The 25,371-nt window shown below is 71.9% G+C and carries 24 protein-coding genes and 1 pseudogene; 15 read left to right on the top strand and 10 right to left on the bottom strand.

Annotated features, from left to right (window positions below; genetic code table 11):
* Positions 1-31: 31 nt before the first annotated feature.
* On the top strand, positions 32-2,131 hold the full coding sequence (locus OG927_RS33155; RefSeq protein WP_079100714.1) for a BTAD domain-containing putative transcriptional regulator: 2,100 nt from the start codon (positions 32-34) through the stop codon (positions 2,129-2,131).
* A gap of 300 nt (positions 2,132-2,431) precedes the next feature.
* Here the strand turns inward: OG927_RS33155 and OG927_RS33150 are convergent, their stop codons facing one another.
* The 3 genes from OG927_RS33150 to OG927_RS33140 form a co-directional block, all read right to left on the bottom strand.
* Positions 2,432-3,274: an NAD(P)H-binding protein gene (locus OG927_RS33150; protein ID WP_056790247.1), complete on the bottom strand. Its 843-nt coding sequence runs from the start codon at positions 3,272-3,274 to the stop codon at positions 2,432-2,434.
* A 103-nt stretch (positions 3,275-3,377) separates the two neighbouring features.
* Positions 3,378-4,556 (bottom strand): acyl-CoA dehydrogenase family protein, encoded by a 1,179-nt coding sequence (locus OG927_RS33145; protein ID WP_056790241.1) that lies wholly within the window; start codon positions 4,554-4,556, stop codon positions 3,378-3,380.
* Positions 4,557-4,786: 230 nt separating this feature from the next.
* Positions 4,787-6,211: an MFS transporter gene (locus OG927_RS33140; protein ID WP_056790238.1), complete on the bottom strand. Its 1,425-nt coding sequence runs from the start codon at positions 6,209-6,211 to the stop codon at positions 4,787-4,789.
* Between the two features lie 222 nt (positions 6,212-6,433).
* Between OG927_RS33140 and OG927_RS33135 the strand changes: the two genes are divergently transcribed.
* Both OG927_RS33135 and OG927_RS33130 read left to right on the top strand, forming a co-directional pair.
* The gene (locus tag OG927_RS33135) at positions 6,434-6,871 is read left to right on the top strand and encodes a winged helix-turn-helix transcriptional regulator (protein WP_056790236.1); all 438 of its coding nucleotides are present in this window, start codon (positions 6,434-6,436) and stop codon (positions 6,869-6,871) included.
* An 848-nt stretch (positions 6,872-7,719) separates the two neighbouring features.
* Complete coding sequence (locus tag OG927_RS33130; protein WP_157866818.1) at positions 7,720-8,142, top strand: hypothetical protein; 423 nt, start codon at positions 7,720-7,722, stop codon at positions 8,140-8,142.
* A gap of 357 nt (positions 8,143-8,499) precedes the next feature.
* Here OG927_RS33130 and OG927_RS33125 read toward each other — a convergent pair whose 3' ends face one another.
* Positions 8,500-8,808 carry a hypothetical protein gene (locus OG927_RS33125; protein WP_330319474.1) on the bottom strand — a complete coding sequence of 103 codons (309 nt, stop codon included), beginning with the start codon at positions 8,806-8,808 and terminating at the stop codon, positions 8,500-8,502.
* Positions 8,809-9,176: 368 nt separating this feature from the next.
* Between OG927_RS33125 and OG927_RS33120 the strand changes: the two genes are divergently transcribed.
* The 4 genes and pseudogenes from OG927_RS33120 (at position 9,177) to OG927_RS33110 (ending at position 12,226) form a co-directional block, all read left to right on the top strand.
* Entirely contained in the window at positions 9,177-9,713 is a 537-nt protein-coding gene (locus OG927_RS33120) for an NUDIX hydrolase family protein (RefSeq protein ID WP_107103223.1), read from the top strand.
* A 500-nt stretch (positions 9,714-10,213) separates the two neighbouring features.
* Positions 10,214-11,152, top strand: a complete 939-nt coding sequence (locus tag OG927_RS33115; protein WP_056790220.1) for an SDR family oxidoreductase — start codon at positions 10,214-10,216, stop codon at positions 11,150-11,152.
* A 227-nt stretch (positions 11,153-11,379) separates the two neighbouring features.
* Positions 11,380-11,862 (top strand): annotated as a pseudogene (locus OG927_RS36085) (hypothetical protein); the annotation flags it as partial.
* Between the two features lie 88 nt (positions 11,863-11,950).
* The gene (locus OG927_RS33110) at positions 11,951-12,226 is read left to right on the top strand and encodes a GNAT family N-acetyltransferase (protein WP_364798543.1); all 276 of its coding nucleotides are present in this window, start codon (positions 11,951-11,953) and stop codon (positions 12,224-12,226) included.
* Between the two features lie 13 nt (positions 12,227-12,239).
* On the opposite strand, the gene OG927_RS33105 is transcribed toward OG927_RS33110, so the two are convergent.
* The 4 genes from OG927_RS33105 to OG927_RS33090 form a co-directional block, all read right to left on the bottom strand.
* A complete protein-coding gene (locus OG927_RS33105) occupies positions 12,240-12,638 on the bottom strand; it encodes a roadblock/LC7 domain-containing protein (RefSeq protein ID WP_056790217.1) in 399 nt (132 codons plus the stop codon).
* A gap of 38 nt (positions 12,639-12,676) precedes the next feature.
* Positions 12,677-12,799 carry a hypothetical protein gene (locus tag OG927_RS33100; protein WP_277426320.1) on the bottom strand — a complete coding sequence of 41 codons (123 nt, stop codon included), beginning with the start codon at positions 12,797-12,799 and terminating at the stop codon, positions 12,677-12,679.
* Positions 12,800-12,894: 95 nt separating this feature from the next.
* On the bottom strand, positions 12,895-13,710 hold the full coding sequence (locus tag OG927_RS33095) for a hypothetical protein (protein ID WP_330319475.1): 816 nt from the start codon (positions 13,708-13,710) through the stop codon (positions 12,895-12,897).
* Positions 13,707-14,012 (bottom strand): hypothetical protein, encoded by a 306-nt coding sequence (locus tag OG927_RS33090; RefSeq protein ID WP_241192066.1) that lies wholly within the window; start codon positions 14,010-14,012, stop codon positions 13,707-13,709. Before OG927_RS33090 ends, OG927_RS33095 begins: the two co-directional genes overlap by 4 nt.
* A gap of 204 nt (positions 14,013-14,216) precedes the next feature.
* Between OG927_RS33090 and OG927_RS33085 the strand changes: the two genes are divergently transcribed.
* The 3 genes from OG927_RS33085 (at position 14,217) to OG927_RS33075 (ending at position 18,289) form a co-directional block, all read left to right on the top strand.
* On the top strand, positions 14,217-14,582 hold the full coding sequence (locus OG927_RS33085; protein WP_056790202.1) for a hypothetical protein: 366 nt from the start codon (positions 14,217-14,219) through the stop codon (positions 14,580-14,582).
* Between the two features lie 547 nt (positions 14,583-15,129).
* Positions 15,130-16,815: a serine/threonine-protein kinase gene (locus OG927_RS33080; protein ID WP_330319476.1), complete on the top strand. Its 1,686-nt coding sequence runs from the start codon at positions 15,130-15,132 to the stop codon at positions 16,813-16,815.
* Between the two features lie 448 nt (positions 16,816-17,263).
* Positions 17,264-18,289 carry a C40 family peptidase gene (locus tag OG927_RS33075; protein WP_330319477.1) on the top strand — a complete coding sequence of 342 codons (1,026 nt, stop codon included), beginning with the start codon at positions 17,264-17,266 and terminating at the stop codon, positions 18,287-18,289.
* Between the two features lie 120 nt (positions 18,290-18,409).
* Here OG927_RS33075 and OG927_RS33070 read toward each other — a convergent pair whose 3' ends face one another.
* A complete protein-coding gene (locus OG927_RS33070; protein WP_330319478.1) occupies positions 18,410-19,450 on the bottom strand; it encodes an endonuclease/exonuclease/phosphatase family protein in 1,041 nt (346 codons plus the stop codon).
* A 455-nt stretch (positions 19,451-19,905) separates the two neighbouring features.
* Here OG927_RS33070 and OG927_RS33065 point away from each other — a divergent pair, with 455 nt between their 5' ends.
* Positions 19,906-20,301: an SEL1-like repeat protein gene (locus OG927_RS33065; protein WP_241192067.1), complete on the top strand. Its 396-nt coding sequence runs from the start codon at positions 19,906-19,908 to the stop codon at positions 20,299-20,301.
* A 652-nt stretch (positions 20,302-20,953) separates the two neighbouring features.
* On the opposite strand, the gene OG927_RS33060 is transcribed toward OG927_RS33065, so the two are convergent.
* Positions 20,954-21,214 (bottom strand): hypothetical protein, encoded by a 261-nt coding sequence (locus OG927_RS33060; protein ID WP_056790186.1) that lies wholly within the window; start codon positions 21,212-21,214, stop codon positions 20,954-20,956.
* Between the two features lie 622 nt (positions 21,215-21,836).
* Here OG927_RS33060 and OG927_RS33055 point away from each other — a divergent pair.
* From OG927_RS33055 to OG927_RS33040, 4 genes are all read left to right on the top strand, one after another.
* On the top strand, positions 21,837-22,367 hold the full coding sequence (locus OG927_RS33055; protein WP_330319479.1) for a hypothetical protein: 531 nt from the start codon (positions 21,837-21,839) through the stop codon (positions 22,365-22,367).
* A gap of 83 nt (positions 22,368-22,450) precedes the next feature.
* Positions 22,451-23,293 (top strand): DUF4097 family beta strand repeat-containing protein, encoded by an 843-nt coding sequence (locus OG927_RS33050; RefSeq protein ID WP_330319480.1) that lies wholly within the window; start codon positions 22,451-22,453, stop codon positions 23,291-23,293.
* An 81-nt stretch (positions 23,294-23,374) separates the two neighbouring features.
* Positions 23,375-24,376, top strand: a complete 1,002-nt coding sequence (locus OG927_RS33045; RefSeq protein ID WP_056790176.1) for an ATP-binding cassette domain-containing protein — start codon at positions 23,375-23,377, stop codon at positions 24,374-24,376.
* Complete coding sequence (locus OG927_RS33040) at positions 24,373-25,164, top strand: ABC transporter permease (protein WP_056790173.1); 792 nt, start codon at positions 24,373-24,375, stop codon at positions 25,162-25,164. The genes OG927_RS33045 and OG927_RS33040 overlap by 4 nt, the downstream gene beginning before the upstream one ends.
* The last annotated feature ends 207 nt before the right edge of the window (positions 25,165-25,371 follow it).

The following is a 25,371-nucleotide window of genomic DNA, read 5'->3' as shown; positions in this document are numbered from 1 at the left end:
CGAATGCACTCAAACCTTGGAGCGGGGGGCAATGAGGTTCAGATTGCTGGGGCCGTTGGAAGCGATATCGGCGGACAAGCCCGTTCCTCTGGGTGGGACGAAACAGCGTGCGACGCTCGGCTATCTGCTGTTGAATGCCAACCGCGTGGTGGCCACGAGCGAGCTCGTGGAGGCGCTGTGGGAATCGGAGGATGTTCCGGCCACGGCCCGGAAGATTCTGCACAACGCGATATGGGGACTGCGAACGATTCTGGCCGAAAACGTCGGTCCGGGATCGGCGGAGCTTGTGACCAAGGTGCCCGGTTACATGGTGCGTGTCGATCCCGGTGACGTGGATCTGCTGGTCTTCCGCCGGTGGGTGGCCGCGGGCAGGGCCGAACTCGCCGCGGGTGCGCCGGAGGAGGCCTCGCGGCTGTTGAGGAAGGGGCTGGACCTGTGGGCAGGGCCGCTCCTGGGCGATCTCGCCGAGTCGGGTATCGCCTGGCCGGAGCTCGACGCGGCCCGCCGGGACAGGCTCGATGTCCTGGAGGACCTCTTCGAGGTCGAACTGGAGTGCGGTCGCCATCACGCGATACTCGGTGAGCTGACGATGATGGCCGAGGCGGAGCCCTGGCGGGAGCGGGCCTGCGGGCAGCTGATGCTCGCGCTGTACCGCTGCGGACGGCAGGCCGACGCCCTGAACGTCTACGAGAGGGTGCGGTCCTCCCTGGTGGAGAACCTCGGCCTGGAACCGGGCCGAGGTCTCCGTACGCTGCAGCACGCGATCCTGACGCACGACCCCGTGCTGACCGCGAGGGCCGCGGCTCCTGCGGGCGCGTCGGTCTCCCCGGTCCTCGATCAGCGGGGCCCCGTCGAACAGCCCGCCGGTGCCCCGCTGGTGGTCCCGCGTCAGGGCGGCGCGGCCGTGACCGGGCGGATCCCGGTGAGCGCGCTGATCGTGGGCCTCAGGCTGGGCAGTCTCGACGAGGTGTCCCCCGGTGAGATCGACATGGCACTCCACACCGTCGAGGACGTCATCGCCCGGTTCGGCGGCACCGTGGTCGCCGCGCTCGGATCGCTCACGCTGGCCCTGTTCGGTGTCGACGGGCCCGGGGACGACGATCCGGAGCGAGCGGTCCGGGCCGCCCTGGCTCTGCGCGAGAGGTTCTCGGTCGACATGCAGACGGCCCTCAGGTCGGCGGTGACCACCGGCAGGGCCCTGGTCCGGCTCAGCCCGGCCGCCGAAGCGGGCCGCACCTCCGCCGTCGGGACCCTGCTGGACGACGGCCGGGCGATGGTGGGGCGGGTGCCGGACGGCGAGGTGTGGATGAGTGGCGCGGCACGACTGGCGACCACGGCCTCCGTCGCGGCGAAGTCCGCCGACGACTCGTCCGACGCGTGGCAGGTCCTGGGACTGCTGGGCGACGAAGCCGGGTTCCGTACCGACCGCGAGCACGAACTGGGAGTGCTCAACGGTCTGCTCGACTGGGCCCGGCACAGCTCGGTGCCCCACCTGGTGACCGTCCTCGGTGCGCCGGGGGTCGGCAAGTCCCACCTGCTGGCGGAGTTCGAGCGCAGCATCGCCGTGCAGTCCCCGGCGCCCGTGCGTGTCCTGACCGCCCGGGCCACCGGTGGGGGTGATCCGCTGTCCGTGGCCGGAGTGATCCTGTCCCGTTACTGCGGTGTCCTGGCGGAGGACGCGGCCGAGGTGTCCGGGGCCAAACTCGCCGCGGCCCTCCGGCGCCTTCCCATGGACGAGTCCTGCCGCGCCCTGCTGTACCGGCGTCTGCTTCCGCTTCTGTCCTCGGGCGGGTCCTCGGTGGGCCCGGCCGACCGGGGTGAGGTGATGGGCGTGTGGGCGGAGCTGCTGACCGCGGCTGCCGCACTCGAACCGGTCGTGGTCGTCGTGGACGACGCCCATGAGGCGGCGGACGTCGTGCTGGACCGGCTCGAGTCCCTGTCCGACGGTGCGGGAACCGCCCCGTTGCTCACCGTCACCGCGGCCCGGCCGGAGCTGCTCGAACGCCGTCCCGGCTGGGGCGGTGGAAAGCGCCGGGCGTCGGCCCTGACGCTGCTGCCTCCGCAGACGGACCGGCCGGCGCCTGCGGCGCCTTCGCAGGCGCGGCCGCGGGTACGGAGGATCGCCGTGTGAGGCGGGAGGACCCGGGGACCCGGGGGCCCGGGGGCGTTGCCGGCTGGTTCGGTGCCGTGTGTGTGGCATCGGCTCCCCGGGCCTGTGGTGACGAGGGCCCGGCCGGTCCCTGGGGTGGCGGGTGCGGGTGGTGCTGGTGCAGCCGGCCCCGGACCGCCCCGCCCGGGCGGTCCGGGGCCGGCTGCTTCGCGGGCTTCGCCCCGTCGGCCGCACGACCGGCGGGGCGAAGTGGTCAGGACTCCGGAAGGCCACGGGTGGCCCTGGACGGCAGATGGTGCGGGGGCGTGTCCCGGGTGGGGCTCAGGTGTTCCAGACGCCCCGCGCGGCGGCGTCCTTCACGAAGTCGGAGAAGTCCCGGGGCTCACGGCCCAGTACGCGCCGGACGGTGTCGGTGGGGGTGGCGTTCTTGTTGTCGCGGATCTGGGCCACGAGGTCCGCGACGAAGAGCGCGTAGTCGGCGGGCACGTCGTAGCTGACGAGCTCGTCCACGTAGGCCTGGTGTTCGACGGGGATGTAGCGGATGTCGCGGCCGGTGGCCTGGGCGATCTCCTTGACGGCTTCGTCCAGGGTGAGGGCGCGGGCGCCGCTGAGCTCGTAGGTCTGTCCGGCGTGGCCGTTCTCCAGCAGGGCCTCGACCGCGACGGCGGCGACGTCCTCGGTGTCGACGAACGGCTCGCGGCCCGATCCGGCGGGCAGGGGCAGCTCACCGGCCCGGACGCCGTCGAGCAGGACCCCCTCGTCGAAGTTCTGGAAGAACCAGTTGGGCCGCAGCACGGTCCACTCGGCACCGGACTCCTGGACGGCGCGTTCGCCGGCTATCAGCGACTTGCCGCCGACCAGCTCGGTCACCCGGGCCTGGAGCAGCACCAGTCGGCGGACTCCGCGGGCGACGGCGAGGGTGGACAGCTCGCGCAGTGCGGCTTCGGCGTCCCAGGCGCCGGGCTTGTCCTGTGCGTCCACCAGGTAGGCGGCGTCGGCGCCGGTGAGCGCGGGCTCCCAGGTGCTGGGGTCGTCCCAGTCGAAGCGGACGTCCCCGGAGCGGCTGGCCGCGCGGACGGTGGCGCCGCGCTCCTTGAGCCGGTTCGCGACGCGGCGGCCGGTCTTTCCCGTACCGCCGAGGACGAGGACGGTGGTGTCGGTCATGGCAATGGGCCTTCCTGAAAAAGGGGGGGGTGTACGAGACCGGGCCGCCCGCGTGTGCGGGCGGCCCGGTGGCCGGAGTGTTCCGGTCAGCCGGAACGGTGGATCACAGGAACGGGGTGTCGGGGGCGAGCCCGAGGATGGCCCGTCCGTGCACTTCCTGGTTGGTGTTGAAGGTGAACAGGGCGTGCAGGGCCAGGCCCCGGATGTCCCTGTGGTAGCGCTGGAAGGGCACGTCGCGCATGATCACCGAGGCGCCGCTGGCCTCGAACAGTTCGTCGACGGCCTCCTTGGCGAGCTGGATGGCGAAGGAGGCCGTGCCCCGGGCGGTTGCCCGCTCGTCCACGGACGGGCTCGTTCCGGCGTCGGCGTGCTCCTGGAGCCGGCGCAGCCAGTTCTCCTGGAGTGCCTCGGCGGCCGCGATCTTGTTGGCGGCCGTGGCGACCTGGATCTGGGTGACCGGGGACTGGCTCTGGTCGGTCCAGGAGGTGTAGGTGATGCCGCGGCCCGGCAGGCGGTCGAGGAACAGTTCGTAGGCGCCCTTGGCTATTCCGATGTAGGCGGAGGCGCCCTGGGCCATGAAGAAGGGGACGAAGGCGTAGTTGCGGCCGGTGGCACCGGTGTTGGAGCGGTTGCCGGTGGTGCCGCCGAGTATCTCGATCAGGCTGACCACGCGGTGGGCCGGGACCGTCACGTTCTCGGCGCTGACCGTGGAGCTGCCCGTGCCGGCGGCGGACGAGGCGTGCCAGTCGTCGGCGATGGTCAGTTCGCTGAACGGGACGAGGGCGGCGAAGGGGGCCGGGGTGCCGTCCGGGCCGACGAGCAGGGCGGACAGCAGGGCCCAGTTCGCGCCCCGGGAGCCGGAGATCCACTTCCAGGAGCCGCTGAGGGTGTAGGAGCCTTCGCCCGCTGTCAGCGTGCCGGAGGGGGTGAAGCCGGTCGAGACGCGCACTGCGCCGCCGGCGTACACCTCTTCCTGTGCCTTGTCGGGGAAGAGGCTGGGAACCCAGGCGCTGGACACCCAGATCATCGAGACCCAGCCGGTGGCCGTGTCGGCACGGGCTATCTCGCTCAGGATCCTGACCTGGTCGGCGACCGGGGCCTCGAGGCCGCCGAAGCGGCGCGGGACCGCGAGGCGGTACACGCCGGCCTTGTCGAGCAGCTCGACGTTCTCGTCCGGGATCCAGCGACGCTCCTCGGCCGCGGGGCCGCTCTTGCGAAGCGTGTCGACGAGGGCCGTCACCTCGTCGAGCACCGCGGTGACGGCACTGTCGGTCGTGGTCATCCTGTCTCCTCAGAATTTTCCGCAGCAAATTTACGGCGCGCTTTTTTCTTGCGCCGACTGGATTCCTATTCTTGCGGGGGCGGGGTCACGTGCAGGTAATCCGGCGCTCTCGGGAAACCTTTGGAGCGGCTGGTTACCGGGGAATGGGTGGGCGCAGGAAAAGGCATTGCCCCGGCCGACCGGAGTGCGGGGGCCGGGGCAATGCCGTGTGCGTGGTGTCGCGGGTGGGGCTACCTGGATGCCTCGGCGTGTTCGACCGGGCCCGGGATCTCCGTGGGCCCGGCGTCGTCCGCCCCGGCCCGGCTGCGGAGGCCGAAGGCGCTGATGACGACGGCGATGAGTGCGGCGACCAGGGGCACGACCAGGGCGGCCTGGTAGCCGTCCAGGAGTGCTGCCGGTGAGGTGCCGTCGGTGGCCGCGATGTTGACGGCGGCGACGGAGGACAGTCCGAGGGCGGCGCCGAACTGGAAGGAGGTGTAGAGCAGTCCGCCGGCGACGCCCTGCTCCTCCTCGGCGATGCCGTCGGTGGCGACGATGGTGAGCGGTCCGTAGGCCAGGGAGAAGGCCAGGCCCAGGATGATCAGGCTCGGGAACATCGCCATGTACGTCCAGTCCGCGCCGACCGGCAGGAACAGGGCGTAGGACAGGGCGGCGAGGAGCAGGCCGCCGAAGATCACCCGTGCGTTGCCGAACTTGGCCACGAGCTTGGGGGTGAGGGTGGGCGAGAGGATCGCGTCCACCCCGATGACGATGAGGGCGAAGCTGGTCTGCAGGGTCGACCAGCCGCGCAGTTCCTGCAGGTAGAGCACTGCGATGAACTGGAAGCCGAAGAAGCCCGAGGCGAAGAGCAGTCCGGCGAGGTTGGCGCGGACCAGTGAGCTGTTGCGGAAGATGCCCAGGCGCACCAGTGGCGAGGCGGCCTTGCGCTCGACGGCGATGAAGATGAGGAAGAGCACCAGGCTCGCCGCGATCGTGCCGGTCGTCCAGGCCGCGGAGGCGTGGGTCGCGCGCTCGACGCCGAAGACGAGGAGCAGGATGCCGCCGGTGACGCTGATCGCGCCCGCCAGGTCGACGCCCTGGCCCGTGCGGTCCGGGCGGGGCGACTTGGGGATGAGGGCGATCGCGGCGATGAGGATGAGGAGGCTGAGGATGACGGGCGCGAAGAACACCCAGCGCCAGTTGATGGCGGCCAGCAGGCCACCGACGACCAGACCGATGGAGAAGCCGCCGGCTGCGGTGCCGGAGTAGACGAGCAGGGCCTTGTTGCGCTGCGGGCCCTCGTCGAAGCTGGTGGTGATGATCGACAGGCCTGCCGGGGTCATGAAGGCGGCGGCGACACCGGTCACGAAGCGGGCGACGATCAGCATCCAGCCTTCGGTGGCGAACCCGCCCAGGCCGGAGAAGAGCAGGAAGACCACCAGCCAGAAGACGAACATCTGGCGGCGTCCGAAGAGGTCGGCGGCCCGGCCGCCCAGCAGCATGAACCCGCCGTAACCGAGCACGTAGGCGCTCATTACCCACTGGAGCATGCCGGTCGACATGTCCAGGTCCTCGCGGATCGAGGGCAGGGCCACGTTGAGCATGGCCACGTCGATGCCCTCGAGGAAGATCGCGCCACACAGCACGAACAGCACGCCCCACGCGCGCCCGCTCATGCGGTCGGTGCCGCTACTCGGGGGGGATGGCAGTGTGGACACAGAGTTTCTCCTTGTACGCGAAGGAATAGCCATGAGGAATCAGCCGCATTTTTGCGGAAGGCGCTTGCAGTTCCCTTGAAGTTCGCGTGAGAAACCGGAAGGCCGGGGCCAGTTGCAAAGAATAAGTTCGGGCCGGTTCCCACTTGTAACCACTGGCATCATGCGGCACGGTGGGGAACCATGGAAGAACGCACTTTAAAGTCACCGAGTTCCTGCACGGGTACCGAGCAGGACTACGACATCCACCAGTGGGACTCCCGCGAGGGGTGCGAGGTGAGGCAGATCCTCGACCGCATCGCCGACAAGTGGTCGCTGCTCGCCATAGCGCACCTGGAGCGTCAGACACTGCGCTTCTCCGAGCTGCGCCGCCGTATCGAGGGCATCAGCCAGCGCATGCTGACGGTGACCCTGCGTCAGCTCGAACGGGACGGCCTCGTGCGACGCACGGTGCACCCGGTCGTCCCTCCGCGCGTCGATTACGAGCTGACCCCGCTCGGAGCGACTCTGCACACCACGATCAGCGCCCTCGTGGACTGGACGGAGAACCACCAGGAGGAGATCGCCACGGCCAGAGCGGCGTACGACACCCGGCTGGACGCCCTGGAGTCGGCCACCTGACCCGAGGGGACTGCGGCGGGAGTGCCGGTCGGAGCCGCTCGCGGAGGGCGGCGGCCGGCACGGCCGCCGGGGTGCGAGGTGTCCGTGCCCGGTGATGTTCCCGCCCCCGGACGCCCCTCAGGGCTGGAGGGCTGAGGGGGTGACAGGTCGCCGGGGGACCGGGGTGGGCCTTCTGGGCCGTGGTGCCCGGAGGGCTCCCTTCGTCGTGGTGGGCGGGGGTGGTCCGGCGGTCCGTCCTCGGGTGCTCCGAGGACGCGTCGGGGCGATCACCGGCGGTACCGGGCAGGGCGGGAGCAGCGGGTCCCGGGCTCGGGGTGCGGGCCTGGAATCAGCGGTGCCGGGCCGTTGTTCAGCGGGTGACGCACACGTGGGAGGGGTGCCGTCGCAACAGTGGTTTCGCTGGGCCCGGTGGGGCGGGTCCCGAGGGTCTCGTATGGCTGCGCCATGTGCGGGGCGGCATCATCGGCCGCGGGGCCGTGCCTGAAGCGGCGTGTGGTGCCGGACTGGGGCGAGGGGGCTGTGCGCCGAGGCGGTGTTCGGTCCCCTGACCTCGTCGTCACGGGCGTGGTCTGCCCGCATGTACGTATCGCGTATCGGGGAAACGACGGACGCGCGGCGCCTTCTCGGCCTGGGAGGGTTGTGGTCGGGACGATGAGCCGTGCATGAGGTGCGTGCACCGCGCGACGCCCTGGGGGGGGTGGTCAGTGCCGGGGAGGGTGAGGCAGCTGGTCAGGGTGGCGGCCGGGGTCGGGGCGGCCGCGGGCCTCGCGGCGGCCGGGTGGTTGGTCTGTCTGTTTCCCGGACCTCACCTGCTGGCCGTGCTGGGTGTCGGGCCCGTGGACGGTGTCATGAAGATCACCGAGTGCTACGAGGTGACCGGTGGGGACGGCGAGCAGCGGGGCTTCGACTGCACAGGCGTCTTCACTCCGCGCTCGGCGGTTCAGCCACGGCGGGAGATCACGCTGGACAGTGCGGCCGGTAAGCACAGGGCCGGCAGCATCGTGGAGGTACGCACGGCAGGAGGGGACGCCCACGAACTGTCGGCTGACGGGCTGAGGCTGTGGGTCACCTTCACCGCGGGCATGGTCGGGGTGTCCGTGGCGCCGGCGTTCTGGCTGCTGGCGGGTGCGCGGCACGACAAGTGGGATCACAGCGGTCATTACCTGAGTGTGTTCGTCGTCGTGGCGCCCGGCGTGTACCTGTTCGGTCTCGTGGTCGGCGTCGCGGCCGAGATCCTCATCGCGCTGTTCGGCCGGGACGGCTTCGGCTGAGGGCGGGCGTCCTTCGCCGCAGGGGCGCATCCGTCCGGCCCCCTTTTTCTCGGGCCGCCGCTCCACGCTCCCGGGCCCGGCAACGCGGACAGGCACCTCGGCGGCGAGGGCCGCGTCGGCGGGTCGGTGGCTGCTGCTGCGGGCCGGGTGCACGGTTCCTGACGGCAGGGCACAGACATCGGGGCCGGGGCGGCAGTCCTCCGGGCTGCCGCCCCGGCCCGGGGCCGTGCGGGCGGCTCCGCCGGGCAGGGGTGCGGTCCGGGGGAGGACGCCCGGCCGGCCGGGAGCGTGCCGCGGCGCGGTCCTGCGGCTGGCCGGCGCACGACCGGTGCCGGGGGTCCGCAGGATGACGGGGGGTCAGAGGTCGCTGTCGATCCCGGTGACGGCGGGTGTTCCCAGCAGTGCGTCCTGTTCTGTGTACCCCGTCTCCCGCAGGGCGGCGGACACGAGTCCCAGGGCGTTGAGTTCCGCCTCGTACCGGTCGGTGGCGTCGACTTCGAGGCGGATGGAGAAGGTGCCGTCGTCGTGGAGGGTGAGCAGGCTGAGGCCCTCGTTCTCACTCAGGTCCGTGTGCTGCGTCGCCAGCTTGCGTTCCAGGGCTGCCCGGGAGGTCTCTGCGACGTCGGCGACGAAAGTTCCGGGGACGGTGATGACAAAGGTGGTCATGACAGCTCCTCACGTCTGGTGCGGGTTGGCGTCCAGTTCCGGCTTCCCGCTTTTCCGGAAGTCACCAGGGGTCCTTCGTGCCCGTGCCGGGGCCCGGGCCCTCTTGCGACGCGCTGGTCGTGGCCGGGCAGGGTGGTGAAGGCCTGTCGATCCGGGGTGGTCTCCTCCCGCTTCGCCGGGAGGGAGTGCAGGAGGGGGCCCGGTTTTGCCCGGAGCGGGGACCCTCCCGGCGTTGTCGTCGCCGGGAGGGTGTCGTGGCACCGCGTCGGCCGGTCCTGACGACGGGGTGCCCCTCCTGGAACGGATTCTCATCGGAGTGCTCGCCCGGGACCTGGGCCGAGGAGCGGCCCGGAAAGTATGATCAAGCGATGTCTGACATGACCGAAACCACGACCGGCTGGCTGACCACGGACGAGCTGGCCATGGCCAGGGCTCGGATGCCCATCCTGTACGTCGAGGCCGTGCCTGTGCGCGTGGACGACAGCGGCGACATCACCAGTATCGGACTCCTCCTACGGATCGGCTCTGACGGAAACATCAGCCGCGCACTGGTGTCGGGGCGTGTCATGCACCACGAGCGGGTCCGTGACGCGCTGCTGCGCCACTTGGAGAAGGACCTCGGCCCGGTGGCCCTGCCCCGCGTTCCCGTCTCCCCGCAGCCCTTCACGGTCGCCGAGTACTTTCCGACCGCGGGCGTCACCCCGTTCCACGACCCGCGCCAGCACGCGGTCTCCCTCGCGTACGTGGTCCCGGTGGCCGGCGACTGCCGTCCGCGGCAGGACGCACTGGACCTGGTCTGGTTCAGCCCGCAGGAGGCCGCTTCGCCCGCTGTGCAGAGCGAGATGCCGGGCGGCCACGGGGTCCTGCTGAAGCAGGCCCTCGCGCACGTGGGGCACACACAGTGAGGCATGGCCCCCGGGCGGCCGGCGTCGGCCGGTGCGCCGGCTGACACGGCGCTGCACGCGGACCAGGCCTGAAACGCACCGGTGTTGAGAGCCTGCGCAGCCATGTCCGGCCGCGGTGGCCCAGCCGCTCGGACAGACTCCGCCCCCGGCTCCCTCCCGGGCACCCCGCCGCGTACCGGCCCGGCGGCGGGCTCTTGTCATCGCACCGGATCCCGGCTGCTTGTCACGGTGCTCGCACCCGCGGGCTGCTCCGCCCGCCGCAGGTCCCGGTCGCTCCCCTGCCTGTCGCGGACGGGACGAGCGGACGCCGGAGACCGAGCCGGCGGGTGGGTCCGCGCCCGCCCCGGGCCGTGCCCGGGGGCTGCGGGCCCCTGTGCGCGCCGCCCCGCTCCCGGGCCGGGTCCGGTTGCGGTAGCCGGCCGGCGGCCTGACGGTGGTGCGGTGACCGGAGTGACCGGACAGGCCTGCACCGGTGCCCGGCACGGGAGCGAGGAGAGATGATGCACGACACCCCTGGCGGTCGCCGGACCCGCCGTGCTCCCGGCAGTCCTCTGCGTGGGCGGGTCGCGGTCGTCACCGGTGCCGCTCGCGGCGTCGGTGAAGCCCTCGCGCGAAGCCTCTCCGGTGCCGGGATGCACGTGGCCCTGCTCGGGAGGGAGGAGCAGACCCTGCAGGACGCCGCCGCGTCCCTGCCCGGTCCGAGCCTCTGTATCGAGTCCGACATCACCGACCGTGCGGCGCTGGCGGACGCGGCCCGCCGCGTGGAGGCCGAGCTCGGCCCTGCCTGCGTGGTCGTGGCCAACGCCGGCATCGCGGTGAGCGGGCCGTTCGACCGCACGTCCGCCGAACTCTGGCAGCGGGTCATCGACGTCAACCTCACCGGGTCCGCGAACACATTCCGTGCGTTCCTGCCCCAGCTCGCCGCGACCCGCGGATACTTCCTCCAGGTCGCCTCCACAGCGGCGTTCGGTGCCGCGCCCATGATGAGCGCCTACTGCGCCTCCAAGGCCGGGGCGGAGTCGTTCGCCCTCGCACTACGCGGTGAGGTCGAGCCGGACGGCATCCAGGTCGGGATCGCCTACCTCCACTGGACCGGAACCGACATGCTCAGCGGCCTCGACGACCATCCCGTCCTGCAAGCCCTGCGGCGCAACCAGCCCCGCCCCGCCCGCCGTGTGCACACCCCCGACCAGGTCGCCCGGTGGCTCACCCGGGGCATCACGCACCGCGCCCCGCACATCTACGCCCCGCCGTGGCTTCGCTGGTGCCAGCCCTTGCGCCCCCTGTTCCCCGCACTCGTCGCCCGTACCGCGCGGCGCGAGCTGCGGGGCCGCCCCCGCGACACGATGTCCTCCCCCGTGGAGGTGCTGGGCGCCGGAGGACGTGCCGACTGGGACTCCTACCGGGCCACCCGCCCCTCTCCCCCACGCGACGGGTAGGCGGCAACACCGCTGCTCCGCGGCACGGGCGCCCGCCTGCCCTGTTCCTGCCGGGGCCGGCAGACGGCAGGGCAGGTCCGTTCGGATCCTCAGCGGTCCGGGGCAGGCCGTCTCCTACCGACCGCACGTCCGGGTTCGTTGGGATCAGCGACTGTCCTCGACCCGTTGCGGTCGACAGGACATGGCCGGCGTGACAGCCGCGGTGTACGCGCTGAACCTCGCACGGGCTGCAGCCGCGTCGAGATCTCCAGGAGCCCAGCGAGGTACTGCCCCTGCTCTGTCTGCTCTGCCTGCACGGGCTGCACGGGCTGCCCTCCGGGGACTTCGCGCCTGCGCTGGAGCAGTTCCTGGGAGGCTCGGCCGGGCTGTCGTCGGCGACGGTGACGCGGCTGGCCAAGCAGTGGCAGGCAGAGCACGCCGTCTTCCGGGAACGCGAGCTCTCGGCGTCCGGCTGCGTTTGGGGTGGGCCGACGGTGTGCACCGAGGTCCGCCTCGGTCAGGCCCGCTCCTGTGTACTGGTCCTGATGGGTGTGCGCGTGGACGGCATCAAGGATGCTGATCGCGCTCACGGAAGGGCTGCGGGAGCCCACCGAGTCCTGGGCCGACCTGCTGCGCGACTACCGCCGTCGCGGCTGCGCGATCCCGAACTGGTCGTCGGGGAAGGCGCGATGGGCCTGTGGAGGGCCCTCGCAGAGGTGTTTCTCCAGGCCAGGCGCCAGACCTGCCGCGTTCACAAGATCCGTAACGTGGTCAACGCCCTGCCGAGTCGGCCCAGCGCGAGCGCCCCGAGGCGGCGGCGTGAGCGTCATGACGGCCCGGACCATCAGCACCTGCCGGCTGGACCTGCTGCCGCTGTATGTCGAGGATGCCGGGGAGGTGGCCGCGGTGCTGTCCGATCCGGCCCTGCACACCTTCATCGGCGGCACCCCGGACGGTGCCCCGGTCCTGAGGTCGCGCTACCAGCGCATGAGCGCAGGCTCTCCCGACCCGGCCGTGGCCTGGCTGAACCGGGTAGTCCGGCTGTGTGAGGGCCAGGTCCTGGAGCGGCTTGGTGCGGCGGACCGCGGCTCCTGACCGGTATCGCTCCCTAGGAGGCCTGGGAGGGGGTGTCGTGTTCGAGGATCCGCACCAGCTGATCGACGGTGGCGGGCATGTGCAGGTGCAGCAGGGCGAGGTCCAGCCCTTCGTCACCCAGGACGGTCAGCAGGGCGCGGTCGCCGACGGCCTGGATGAGGACATGACGTCCGGCGCAACGGGTCGTGACGTCGCGCAGCGTGCCGCCGTTGGCCTCGTGGGCCAGCCGCTGGCCGAGGCTGAGGGTGGCGGCGGAGAGCGCCGCGATGGATTCGGGGTGAACGGTCGCGGCGTCCGCTGCAACCAGAAGGCCGTCGCCGGTCGACAGGACGAGGTCGTGCACCCCCATGACCCGTTCCCGCAGAGCGGTCATGATCTCGACAAGAGGGCTGGTGTGCGAGGTGCCGGACATGTGACTCCTGGTGTGAGGGAAAGTGCGTCCAGAGGAGGTCAGGGTTCTGGACTGTCGATCAGGCGGGCGTACACGCGGCGCAGCAGGCCGACGTCGGGCCGGTGGGCGTCGAGGCCGTCCGGCGGACGGGGCAGGGTGCCGGGGCTGCTGGGGCGGCGCACCGGCAGTGGAGAGGGCGGTGGCCGCCGGCCGTGGATCCGGAGACTCCGAGCCAGCAGCAGGTTGCGGGTTTTGGCCCGTGTCCGGCGGCGCGCGTTCACGACCGGCCCGTCCCGCCCAGCTGGTGGGCGCCGGGAGTGCGCCGGGGCAGGGTGACGACCGGGACGGGCTTCGGGTTTCGGGCTTCGGGCGCGGGGGCGCGCGGTGCCGTGCTCGGACGGGCGTCCGCGAGGGAAGCGGTCTCCTTGAGGAGGCCCAGGGTGTGCATCCGTGCCAGGTCGAGCATGACCGCGTACGTTCCGCGCCCCAGGGCGAAGGCCAGATCGCGGGGTGTGCGCCGGTCGTTGGCGGCCCGCAGCAAAGTCCCGTACCGGGGCGGGAGCAGGGAGGGCACCGGTTCGGCAGGCTGCACGCGCAGAGCGGCGAGGGCGCTCGCGGGCATCCACAGGCCGTCGAGGGTGGCGAGGCGGCGGGTGGTCTCCGCGGCGATCCGCCGAGGGGCGAGGGCGGGACCGCTGACAGGTACGGGAACCGGCCCCGTGACCTCCCATCCCTGAGGAGGGGCGAGGGCGAGGACGAAGGCGGCGTCGAACACGGCCGCCACGCAGAGAACTTCGAATTCGGTCGCTGTCAGCAGGCCGCGGGCCGACAGTTCGTCTGCCAGTCGGCCCTCCTCGTCGCGGCAGACCGCCCGGACCGCGGTCCAAGCGGTGTCCGACACGCGCCCGGACTTGAGGAGTATCGATTCTGCGCCGGGGGCGCCGGGGGTATCGATGCTCACGACAAGTCCCTGTCGCACGTGTATCCGGCCACCAGGGGTGCCCGCAACGAGCACCGTGCCGTCGCGCTCCTGCTCGTGCAGGGTGTTGAGCACCGCGGAGACGTTGCGCGGTCCGTCCGCCCGGGTCGTCACGCGGCCTCCTGGGCCGGATAGCGGTCGAGGTGGCGCAGTACCACGGCCAGGTTGGCGCGCTCGCGCTCCAGGGCCACGGCCAGCAGCAGGGGATCACCACAGCCGGGCAGCACGCGCAGTACAAGCTGGTGCCGGGCGCCGGTGACGACTACCGTCTCCAACTCTCCCTCTGCACCGGCTGAATGCAGCCGTTCGTCGATGAGTACGGCCAGTCGGCCGCATTCGTCGGCGCCGAGGTCCTGGGGGCCCGCCGCACCGTATGACAGCCCGGAGACGGCGTCCACCAGGGAAACTCCAGTCACTCCGGGCACCTGAAGCAGGCGACCCAAAGAGTCTTCGACCGAGGACACCGGTCCCATCACTCCCTCGTGAGGCTTCACTTTCGGACAGAAAGCACAGTAGTTTAAAGATCAAGCTCGATACAGGGCTTCTGGATGTTTTTACGACATGACGCCGATGTATGACATGACGCCGATGCGGCGCGAACGTGACCGAGAGGCAACGCAATGACCGTGGAGACAGCACTCAAGGAAGCCATGGCGATCGACGGGGCCCTGGGCGTCGCCCTGGTCGACTACGAGAGCGGTATGTCCCTGGGGACGCTCGGGGGCGACGCGGGCGTGGACCTGGAGATGGCAGCGGCCGGCAACACCGAGGTCGTCCGCGCCAAGATCCGTACGCTGGCGACGCTGGGTATGGAGGACACCATCGAGGACATCCTCATCACCCTCGGCCGGCAGTACCACCTCATACGTCCCCTCGCGAGCAGCAGCGGCAGCCTCTTCCTCTACCTCGCGCTCGACCGCGGACGCAGCAACCTCGCCCTGGCCCGGCACAGCCTGAAGCGGATCGAGTCCTCCCTGGACGTCTGACCGGTCGCGCGGCATCTCCTTGGCCACGCACGGGGCGGCCGCTGCGGCGTGCCCCGGATGCGGGGCCGGTGAGATCTGCTCCGAAGCCGGATCCGGGCCGGTGGCGCAGGTGGCGCAGGTGGCGCGTCAGGGCGGACGCCCGCCCACGCGGCCCGACGCCGTCCGGCAGGACGGCCTTCCCGGCCTCCACGCCCTCGCCACGGGGCTGGCACGCGACCGCGCCGCTGTCGTCGCCGGCCTGGCCTTGCCCTGGAGACCGGGTGACGCGACGGCCGACGCCCTCGCCCTCGCCCTCGCCCAAGGAGTACGCCCTGGTCTGTCCCCGGGGCGGGCGACCGCCGAAGCACGGCAAGGAGTTCCGCTTCACCGAGCCGGAGAACGGGGGCGGGCGGCCGGCTGCCTCACGTTCCCGGTGACGGTGTCACAGAAGGTGTGGGTGACGGTCCGGATGTCTCGGTGCCGGTCGTGAGGGTCCGTAGCGGGCCGAGCCGGCGCTGCGCCTAGGCTGCAGGCTTTGGCCGACGCAGCACACGGGGGTACAGGGCCGATGAACCAGGCGACGGGGGCCTTCCAGCCGCTCAGGGCCGACGATCCGCCCGTGGTGGGGGGCTACCGGCTCGCCGCGCGGCTGGGCGCCGGTGGCATGGGGCAGGTGTATCTGTCGCACACGCAGGGCGGCCGTCCCGTGGCGGTCAAGGTCGTGCGGCCGGAGCTGGCCGACGATCCCGGCTTCCGGCGCAGGTTCGGCCGGGAGATCGAGGCGGCCCGGCAGGTCCGGGGGGCGTACACCGCCGAATTGATCGACGCCGACGCGGACGGCGTACCACCGTGGCTGGCCACGCTGTACGTGCCGGGGCCGTCGCTGACGGAGGCGGTGACCCGGCGTGGGCCGTTGCCGGTGCCGGCGGTGCTGTGGCTGATGGCGGGGGTGGCCGAGGCCTTGCAGGCCATCCACGCCGAGGGCATCGTGCACCGGGACCTGAAACCGTCGAATGTGCTGCTGGCCGCCGACGGCCCACGGGTGATCGATTTCGGTATCGCGCTGGCCGTCGACGGGACCTCGTACACGGCGACGGGAGGAACGATCGGCACGCCTGCCTTCATGACTCCGGAACAGGCGTCCGGGGACGAGACGACGGCGGCGACGGACGTCTTCGCGCTCGGCCAGACGGCGGCGTTCGCGGCGCTGGGCAGGCCGCTCTACGGCTCCGGTTCGGCCGTCAACATGCTGTACCGGATCGTGCACTGCGAACCCGACCTGTCCCTGCTGCCCCAGGCGCTGCGTCCGCTGTTCGCCCGGTGTCTGGCGGCCGACCCGGCGCAGCGTGCCACGCCGGCGGAGGTCGTGCAGTGGTGCCGGCAGCGGCTGGGGGCTGATGCGGACGGGGGCGGGGGGCCCGCTGTGTGGCGGGAGGTCGCCGGGCCGCAGGCCGTGGTTCCGGCGCCGGTAGCCGAGTCGACCCCGGCCTACCCGCAGCCGCCGGTCCCCGCCCAGGCGCTCGCGCAGCCGCGGTTCGGGGAGCCGCAGCCGACGCGGGAGCAGCGCAGGTCCCGCAGGCGGCGCGGTGCTCTGATCACGGCGGCCGGTGTGACGGGAGGTGCGTTGCTGGTGGTGGCACTGGCCTGGTCGGTCATGGATGTGAAGGACCGGATCGGTGACCGGGTCGCGGCCGGGGCCACGGCGTCCGCGACGAGTCCGGCCGCACGGTCGTCGTCGGCATCCGTACCGGGAGGTTCGTCGGACTCCTCCTCGGAGGCTTCGGGCTCGTCGGGGGAAGCCGGTGACGGTGCGTCCGGTGATGGCGCGTCGGGGGACGGTGCGCCCTCGTCGTCGGGCTCGGGCCAGGAGCCGCGGCCGCAGGGGTTCGTCCTGATGCGGCTGGACGCGAAGAGCTCGCTGAGCCTCTCGGGCTCCGACCCGCAGCTGGAGGGCCCCGAGGGCGACGTCCGCTTCGGGTGCAAGTCGGTGGGCTGTGAACTGTGGGGCGAGGAGACGGTGTTCATCCAGATGTTCGGAGCGCACGGCACCACCCTGGACGAGTGCCGTCTCCTGCTCGGGAGCACCACGAGGCACAGCGTGAAGCTGGCCGCGGCGGCGGCCGGCACCGAGATCTGCATGAAGGACGCCGAGGGCAACATCGGGCTGTACGTGATCCAGACGAAGTCGACCGCGATACCGGACCTCGCCTTCCTGCAAGGAGACCTGACTGTCTGGCGGGGCGCGGCCCGGTAGGGGTTCGGTGGGTCTGCGGGCAGGTGGGTGCTCGGGGTTTTCTGGTGGGGGCGGGGGCTGTTGGGCGCGGGCCGGCGGGCCGGGGCTGTCCGGGGAGTCCGGTGAAGGGGCCGGGCACGGTCCTGCCCCCGCAGTGGCTTCCGTGCCCGGTGGGTCGTGGCGCCGCATGCCGGAAAGGTGCAGGTGAGCGCAACGGACCGTCAGGCCGCGGCTGCGCAGTGTGCGTGGTGAGTACGGAAAGGTCCGGGGTGTCGACAATATTCCTGTGAAGATTGCGTAGATCACGAGATGGTTACTAGGGTCGGCCGTCGAACCTTCGTACGGTTGATTGCCCATCCGGGGTGACGGCGAAGGGACCGCCGAGTCCGTGACGTGCACGGGGCCGGGGATGCAGGTGTATTCCCCCCGCAGCCCGGTAGGCGGTTCGAGGAAGAAGGAGCTCGCCTTCGTGGCGTCCCACCGTCGTCCCAAGCAGCCGAGCCGCACCCGCGTGACCGTGCTCACCGCGACCGCCGCAGCCGCAGTGGCCCTGACCTCCCAGGCCGCCCACGCCGACCCCAAGCCGACCAGGAGCGAGGTCAAGGCGAAGGTCGACAAGCTGTACCACGAGGCCGAGGAGGCCACGGAGAAGTACAACGGTGCCAAGGAGCGGCAGGACAAGCTCAAGAACCAGGCAGACGCACTCCAGGACAAGGTCGCCCGCGGCCAGGACGAGCTCAACACGCTGCGCGCCGAGCTCGGTTCGCTGGCCACCGCGCAGTATCGCTCCGGCGGGCTGGACCCGTCGGTCCAGCTGCTGCTCTCCTCGGACCCGGACAGCTTCCTCGACCAGGCCTCCGCGCTCGACCAGCTGACGGCCCAGCAGGCCGAGTCGCTGCAGAAGATCCAGGCGAAGCAGCGCACCCTCGCGCAGCAGCGCACGGAAGCGCGCTCGAAGCTCAGCGACCTCTCCGAGGTCCGCGAGACGCTCGGCAGGAACAAGCAGAAGTTCCAGGGCAAGCTCGCCGACGCGCAGAAGCTGCTCAACACCCTGACCGTCGCCGAACGCGCCAGGATGGACCAGGACGAGCAGCGTGCCGGCCGCACCGCAGAGGACCGGGTCGACCTCGGCAACGAGGCCCCCGCCTCCGCGCTCGGCGCCGCGGCACTCCAGGCCGCCGACACACGGGTCGGCAAGCCCTACGTCCGTACCGCCACGGGCCCCGACTCCTTCGACTGCTCGGGTCTGACCCAGTGGGCCTACGCCCAGGCCGGTGCCGACATCACCCGCACGACGTTCACCCAGATCAATGAGGGCACCCGCATCCAGCGCGGCCAGCTCAAGCCGGGCGACCTGGTGTTCTTCAGCAACACCTCGCACGTGGGCCTCTACGCGGGCAACAACACGGTGCTCCACGCCCCCTACCCGGGTGCCTTCGTCCGCTACGAGTCGATGAACACCGTCGGCAGCTACCAGGCCGCGGTGCGCATCTGATCACATCCGGGCGGGCCCGGTGCCCGGCCGACTGCGCTGTGTGTGTGGGGGGCGGCGTTCGTGGGGGCGAGCCCCGCTGTCGGCGACGCCTGTGGCCGGGCTGTTCGCCGGGGGCGGGGCTCAGTGGGTGTCGCGCGGCGGCGGGAGCACGGCGAGGACCGCGATGACAGCCCGGTGGTCCGTCCCTGCCAGGGTGCGTTCCCTGACGGACACCCCTGCCAGCCCGGGGCCGTGCAGTACGTGGTCGAGCTGGACCAGGGGCGGGACGATCCCCGTGCCGACGGGCCAGGTCGGGGCCCATCCCCGGCCCAGTTCGGCGTGGGTGTCGGTGAGGCCGGCGGCCAGCAGTGCCCGCATCGGGGTGTGGTCGAGGGTCGCGTTGAAGTCGCCCAGGAACACGGTGTCCGCTCCCCCGTCCCGGGCCAGGGAGGCGAGGGCGGTCATGTCCCTGGTCCACCGGTCCGCGTCCCCGAGCGGGTAGTAGGTGTGAACGGCCACGAACCGCACCGTGCGTGCGCCGACTGCGACCCCGGCAGTGGTCTGCGGCCACGCGGTGTCGGCACGTGTCGTACCCGCCCGGGACAACGGGAGCCGGGAGTAGATCGACGAGTCGTACTCGGGGTGCAGTTCCCGGTACGGGAGCAGGGCGTCCAGCCCGGCCGTGTCGAGCGCGGCGAGCCCGGCGGACGGTGTCTGTTCCACGGCCAGTACGTCGATCCGCTCGGCACGGACCATCTCCGCCACCGCATGGGGGTCCACCGCCCCCGCATCGGTGTTGATCGTCGCCACCCGCAGCTCGGACGCCGACGGGGGGACGGAGGGCGCGTCGGACACGAACCGCGGTGCCATCAGGAGGATCTGGGCCACGGCCAGGACCGTTGCCGCCGCTGCAGTGCCCCGCGATCGCAGGGCGGGGACACCGGCCGTCACGCCGAGCACCAGCAGGCACAGGACGGCCGAGTGGGGCAACAGCACCAGCGGCACGGCGAGCAGCGTCCCGGCGTCGCTGCCCGTCAGCCGTACGAGGAGGAGGGCGGCAGGCACGGCGAGGGCGAGAGCGCAGGCCGCCCGCGCCCAGGTCCGGCCGCGGCGTCGTGGACCGTGCCCGCGGGCGGGGCGCGCAGCCTTCGGGTCCGTGGAGGTCCTCGTGTCGGCACTCACACCGTGCGCCCTTTCAGGAAGCCTGTCTCCGAGCAGCCTCACCCAGGCCGGTTCGGCCGTCGATGAACGCCGCACCGTCGGGGCCTGCGGGGGGGGCAGGTGCGGTCGCGGCGTTCCCGCCGGGACGAGAGGACATGGGCATCCTCGCGTTGACCGCACACAGGAGGACGGGCGGCTTCCGCACGGCTGCCGCCCCGGCCCCCGTGCGGGCGCCCCGGAGTTTAGCGCGCCGGGCGGATCACGTTCCAGGTGCGGCGCCCGGGCGCCGAAGCGGCCCGGCATCTCGGACACGAGGGCTCGCAGAGGTTTTCGCTGCCCGCACGAATGCGGTGTTCGTCCGTGCGTAGCGGGGCCGCCTGCCGGGGAGGACCCAGCGGGGTACATGCGTCAACCGGGGGGCACAGATGCCTTTTCTGCTGTTTGTGACGGCTGCGGTACTGAGCATCATCTCGTTCGTGACCGGCAACGACACTGTTTTCACGGTGAGTTGGGTGGTCTGGTTCCTGGCAGTGCTGCTGGTGCTGCGCAACCGCCGGGTGCGGCTCAGGTACAGCACACCGGAGAAGCTGCGGGCAGCGATCGCCGAGGGCGATGTGCGGGCCCTGCGGGCCACGGCGATGCTCGCGAAGATCAACAAGGATCTGGATGAGGCGGAGCGGCTGCTGCGCCTGGCGGTGGACCGGGGGGATCGGGAGGCCATGTGGGAGATGGGCCGGCTGGTCGAGGAGCGCGACGGTCTCGCCGCGTCGGAGCGGTGGTTCCGGATGGCGGCGGAGAACGGGCACTTCTTCGCGAAGCGCTTCTTCCGGCCCGGCCACGCACTCAACATGGACGGGACGAACCCGCTGTAGCGGGGGGCGGCAGGGGCTCGGAGAGGACTGCCGGCGGGGGCACGCCACGCAGGTGGAGTGGCTTCGTTCGGGGTTCCTCTCGTGTTCCTGCGGTCCTGGGTGTCCAGGTCCTTCGAGGACCTGTGGGTCCGTCGAGGACCGTGGGCTCCCCGGGATCACGCGGCGGGACGACGCGGCGCGGCGCAGGCGTCGTCATGGTCTCCCGTCAGGCCCTGGTCCGAGGGAAGGTTCTCGCGCGGGGTGGCGATCTGCCGGGTGCACCCCGGGCCGGACCGCCGCGGCCGGCCCCGCCCTTCACGCGCGGCGGCCATGGCATCGCCGGGGTGCCGGGTTCCGGGGCTGCTGTGGAACACGGGGCCGGGTGGCGGGCGCCGGGTGCATGGGGTTCAGTGGCCGAGGGTTCCCGGGCCCTGCCGCCGGAGCGCGGTCGTCAGCTGCCGACGGGCCGGGCGGGGGGAACGGCTCCGCATGTTCGGGGTGGTGGGGCTGGGGTGACGCAACAGGGCCTACAGGTCCTGAGATGCGCGGCCGGAGGCTACTGGTCGGGCCGGGGGCGAGGAAGGGGAGTCCGGCCCGCGACGCCGTTCCTTCCGGGTCACGGCGCCGCGGGCCGGCTGCGCCGCGTGTCAGCGGGGTCGCCGGCGTACAAGCGTCATCCCGTCGGCTCGTCCGGGGCGGGCTGGTCCGTGCGGATGGCGGCGTTACGGGCGGAGTCACGGCCCGAGCCGGCCTCGTCGGGATCGGTCTTCTCGGCGTCCGGTTCCGCTTCGGGACGTTCGGTACCCGGCGGGAGGATCACGTCGAGGGCGTCTTCGCCCTCCTGGGCCTGCTGGTCGGGCATGTCTGCGGGTATCGGCGGCGGGCTGGCCTTCGCCCCGGTGTAGGCGGTTCCCTGAGGCCTGCGGTCGGTCATGTCGTCTACTCCCGTGGGTGCGTGCGCGCCCGCTCCGGTGCGTGCGGGCCGGTGTCGCACCTCGCGTACCCCCTGGGCCCCGGACGACGCATGCCCGCCCGGGCTGCGGAGCAGCGGTGCGGGGCGTTGCGGGGTGCGGGGCGTTGTGGGGTGCGGGCCCTACTGCGCCCGGCTGCGGGCTGTGGCACCTTCCACTGTACGTACGGGGGTGGTTGTGCGCCGGGGGCGGAACACGGTGACGGGGCAGCCGGTGTCCGGTGCCCGGCCGGTCGCGTCGCGTTGGTGCGGTTGTTGCCTCCCGGGCCGTGCGTGGCGTCCGGGTGCGCGTGTGCCGTGCCAGTGGCGCGGCCGGGCATCACCGGGGTCCGGACGGGCCCGGGGTCCCGCAGACAGCATGGCGCCACCCGGCATCACATGGCACCACTTGGCACTGCGTGGCGCCGCACGGTGCCAAGTGGCGCCATTTCATGCCGCGAGAAGTGGGCGAACACGCATGGTGCCACGATTGTCCAGCTCAGCTTCAGCACGTTTCCGCAGGTCAGAGGTACTGGAGCTGATGGCGTGTACAGGAATGGCACCGAGCGCCTTGCGCATGGAGCCAACATGGTGCCATTATGGCGTCATGGACCTCACCCCGTATGTCGACACCCTTCGCCGCGAACTCGTGGTGGCCGCCGAAGCCGGCGGCGACGAAGCCCGCGAGCTGGCGGAGAGGCTCACTGCTCCTCTGGAGTCGGCGACCCGGCTGGCCATGCTCCACATGCTTTCCGCCGCGACGGACGAGATCACCCGTGAGCTCGCCCCCGGCTCGGTGGATGTACGGCTGCGCGGGCTCGACCCCGATTTCGTGGTGACAGCGCCGCCCACCGACGGCGGCGTCCCCGCGGAGCCGGCGGGGCCCGTCGGACCGCTCAGGGCCCAGGCCCCGGCCCCGGCCCCGGCCGACGGTGACGAGGGCGGCACCGCCCGCGTCAACCTGCGCCTGCCGGCCCACCTCAAGGCCCGCGCGGAGGAGGTCGCGGCCGGCGAGGGCCTGTCGGTCAACGCGTGGCTGGTGCGTGCCGTGTCGGCCGCGGTCGACGGTGGCGCCCGGCCGCGCGCAGCGGAGAAGAGCCAGACCATCGGACAGAGCTTCACGGGCTGGGTGCGCTGAGCGCGCCCCGGGCCCGCACCACTTCACCGACACCACGTCCCACCAGCGGGGACGCCCTGAAGACCCAAGAGGACGGGACAGCCATGCCTTCTTTCGACACCCCCGAACCGATCTCGGCCACGGCGCACGTGGATGCCGGCTCCATCCAGTTCACCGCGGGCGACCGCTCCGACACCGTCGTCGAGGTGCGGCCCCGCGACCCGGACAAGGACCAGGACGTGCGGGCGGCCGAGCAGACCGAGACCACGTACGCGAGCGGTGAACTGGCCGTCAGGACACCCAAGCCCAACCTGTTCGGCCGCACCGGCACCGTCGACGTGACGGTCGAACTGCCCACGGGCTCACGCATCGAGGTGACCGGCGCCTGGGCCCAGGTGCTCGGCGAGGGCCGGCTCGGCGAGGTCCGCGTGAAGACCTCCGCCGGCGACGTCCGCCTGGACACGACCGGCCCGCTGCGGCTGACCGCGTCCCACGGCTCGATCACCGTGGACCGGGTCGAGGGCCCGGCCGAGATCACCACCAGTTCCGGCAGCATGCGTGTCGGCCTCGTCGACGGCCCCGCCGTCCTGAAGAACTCGCACGGCACCACGACCGTCGGCGCCGTGACCGGTGAACTGCGGGTGAGCGGCGCCAACGGTGACATCGAGATCCGGCGCGCCGAGGACTCGGTCACCGCCACCACCGCCCACGGCACCCTGCGCGTGGGTGAGGTGGCCCGGGGCACCGTCCAGCTGGAGACCCACCACGGCGCCATCGAAGTCGGCGTCCGCGAGGGCACCGCCGCCTGGCTCGACGTCCAGTCGGGCTCCGGGCAGGTGCGCAACACCCTCACCGCGTCCGGGGCCCCGGAGGAGACCGAGGACACCGTCAGGGTCCGCGCCCGCACCCGGCACGGCAGCATCGACGTCCGCCGCGCCAGGGCCTGACCCCGACCAACGGGCCCCGGCCCACCCGCTCCCCCATCCACTCCAGCCTCCGAACGGGAGAGCCCCATGCCTATTTCTGTCATGCCCACATCCAGATCGGGTGACGGTCGCACGCCGGCGGCCGCCGTATCCGCCGTCGGTCTGCGCAAGTCGTACGGCGACAAGACCGTTCTCGACGGCATCGATCTGCGGATCCCGGCCGGGTCCGTGTTCGCGCTGCTCGGGCCGAACGGCGCCGGCAAGACCACCGCCGTGAAGATCCTGTCCACGCTCATCACCGCCGACGGCGGGCAGGCCCAGGTCGCGGGCCACGACCTCGCCGCCGACCCGCAGGCCGTACGGGCCGCGATCGGTGTCACCGGGCAGTTCTCCGCCGTCGACGGCCTGATCACCGGCGAGGAGAACATGCTCCTCATGGCCGACCTGCACCACCTCTCCCGCAGCGAGGGCCGGCGCACCGCCGCCGAGCTCCTGGAGCGCTTCGACCTCCTCGACGCGGCGAAGAAGCCCGCCTCCACCTACTCCGGCGGCATGAAGCGCCGCCTGGACATCGCCATGACCCTGGTCGGCGGCCCCCGGATCATCTTCCTCGACGAACCGACCACCGGCCTCGACCCCCGCTCCCGCCACACCATGTGGGGCATCATCCGCGAGCTGGTCTCCGACGGGGTGACCGTCTTCCTCACCACCCAGTACCTCGAGGAGGCGGACGAACTCGCCGACCGCATCGCCGTCCTGAACAACGGGAAGATCGCCGCCGAGGGCACCGCCGACGAACTGAAGCGGCTCGTCCCGGGCGGTCACGTCCGCCTGCGCTTCACCGACCCGGCCGCCTACCGGTCCGCCACCTCGGCCCTGCGCGAAGTCACCGCCGACGACGAGGCACTGTCGCTGCAGATCCCCAGCGGCGGCAGCCAGCGCGAACTGCGCACCATCCTCGACCGGCTCGACTCCGCAGGCATCGAGGCCGACGAACTCACCGTGCACACCCCCGACCTCGACGACGTGTTCTTCGCCCTGACCGCCACCACCGTGCCCGCCCGGAACACCCGGAACACCCAGCCCGAGGAGACCGTCCGATGAGTACCCTGTCCCTCGCCGTGCGCGACTCCTCCACCATGCTGCGCCGCAACCTCCTGCACGCCCGGCGCTACCCCTCCCTCACCCTCAACCTCCTGCTCACCCCGATCATGCTCCTGCTGCTCTTCGTCTACATCTTCGGCGACACCATGAGCACCGGCATCAGCGGCGGCGGGACGGGCCGCTCCGCCTACATCGCCTACATCGTCCCCGGCCTCCTGCTGATGACCATCGGCAGCACCGTCGTCGGCACCGCCGTCTCCGTCTCCACCGACATGACCGAAGGCATCATCGCCCGCTTCCGCACCATGGCCATCCACCGCGGATCCGTACTCGTCGGACACGTCGTCGGCAGCGTCCTGCAGTCGGTCGCCAGCGTGGTCCTCGTCGGAGCCGTCGGCGTGGCCATCGGCTTCCGCTCCACCGACGCCACCGCCCTGGAATGGCTCGCGGCGTTCGCCCTGCTCGCCCTCTTCGCCCTGGCACTCACATGGATCGCCGTCGGAATGGGCATGGCCAGCCCGAACGCGGAAGCGGCCAGCAACAACGCGACGCCGCTGATCATCCTGCCCCTCATCTCGAGCGCCTTCGTCCCCGTCGAAGCGATGCCGGGCTGGTTCCAGCCGATCGCCGAGTACCAGCCCTTCACACCCGCCATCGAAACCCTGCGCGGCCTGCTGCTCGGCACCGAGATCGGCCACAACGGATGGCTCGCCGTCGCCTGGTGCCTGGGCCTCACCGTGCTCGGCTACCTCTGGTCGAAGGCAGCCTTCGACCGCGACCCGAAGTAACCAGAACAACCTCCCCACTCCCCGCTTCCGCCTTCCGCGTGAGCGTCCCGCCCGGGGCGGCGCACTCCGACACCGCGTCGGCGTACGCCGCCCCGCCCGCGTTCCCGGCCGCCCGCCGGGACCCGGCAGCCCGGACACCACCGGCCGGAACCCGCACCCCCTGCCGCCGGCCTCCCCCGCGAGTCAGGGACCGCGGGGGCACACCGC

It is taken from the genome of Streptomyces clavifer, assembly GCF_036345975.1.
In the GTDB taxonomy this organism is placed as follows: Bacteria; Actinomycetota; Actinomycetes; order Streptomycetales; family Streptomycetaceae; genus Streptomyces; species Streptomyces clavifer.
The sequence above is the reverse complement of the archived record's forward strand: the minus strand, read 5'-3'. Positions and strand labels throughout refer to the sequence as shown.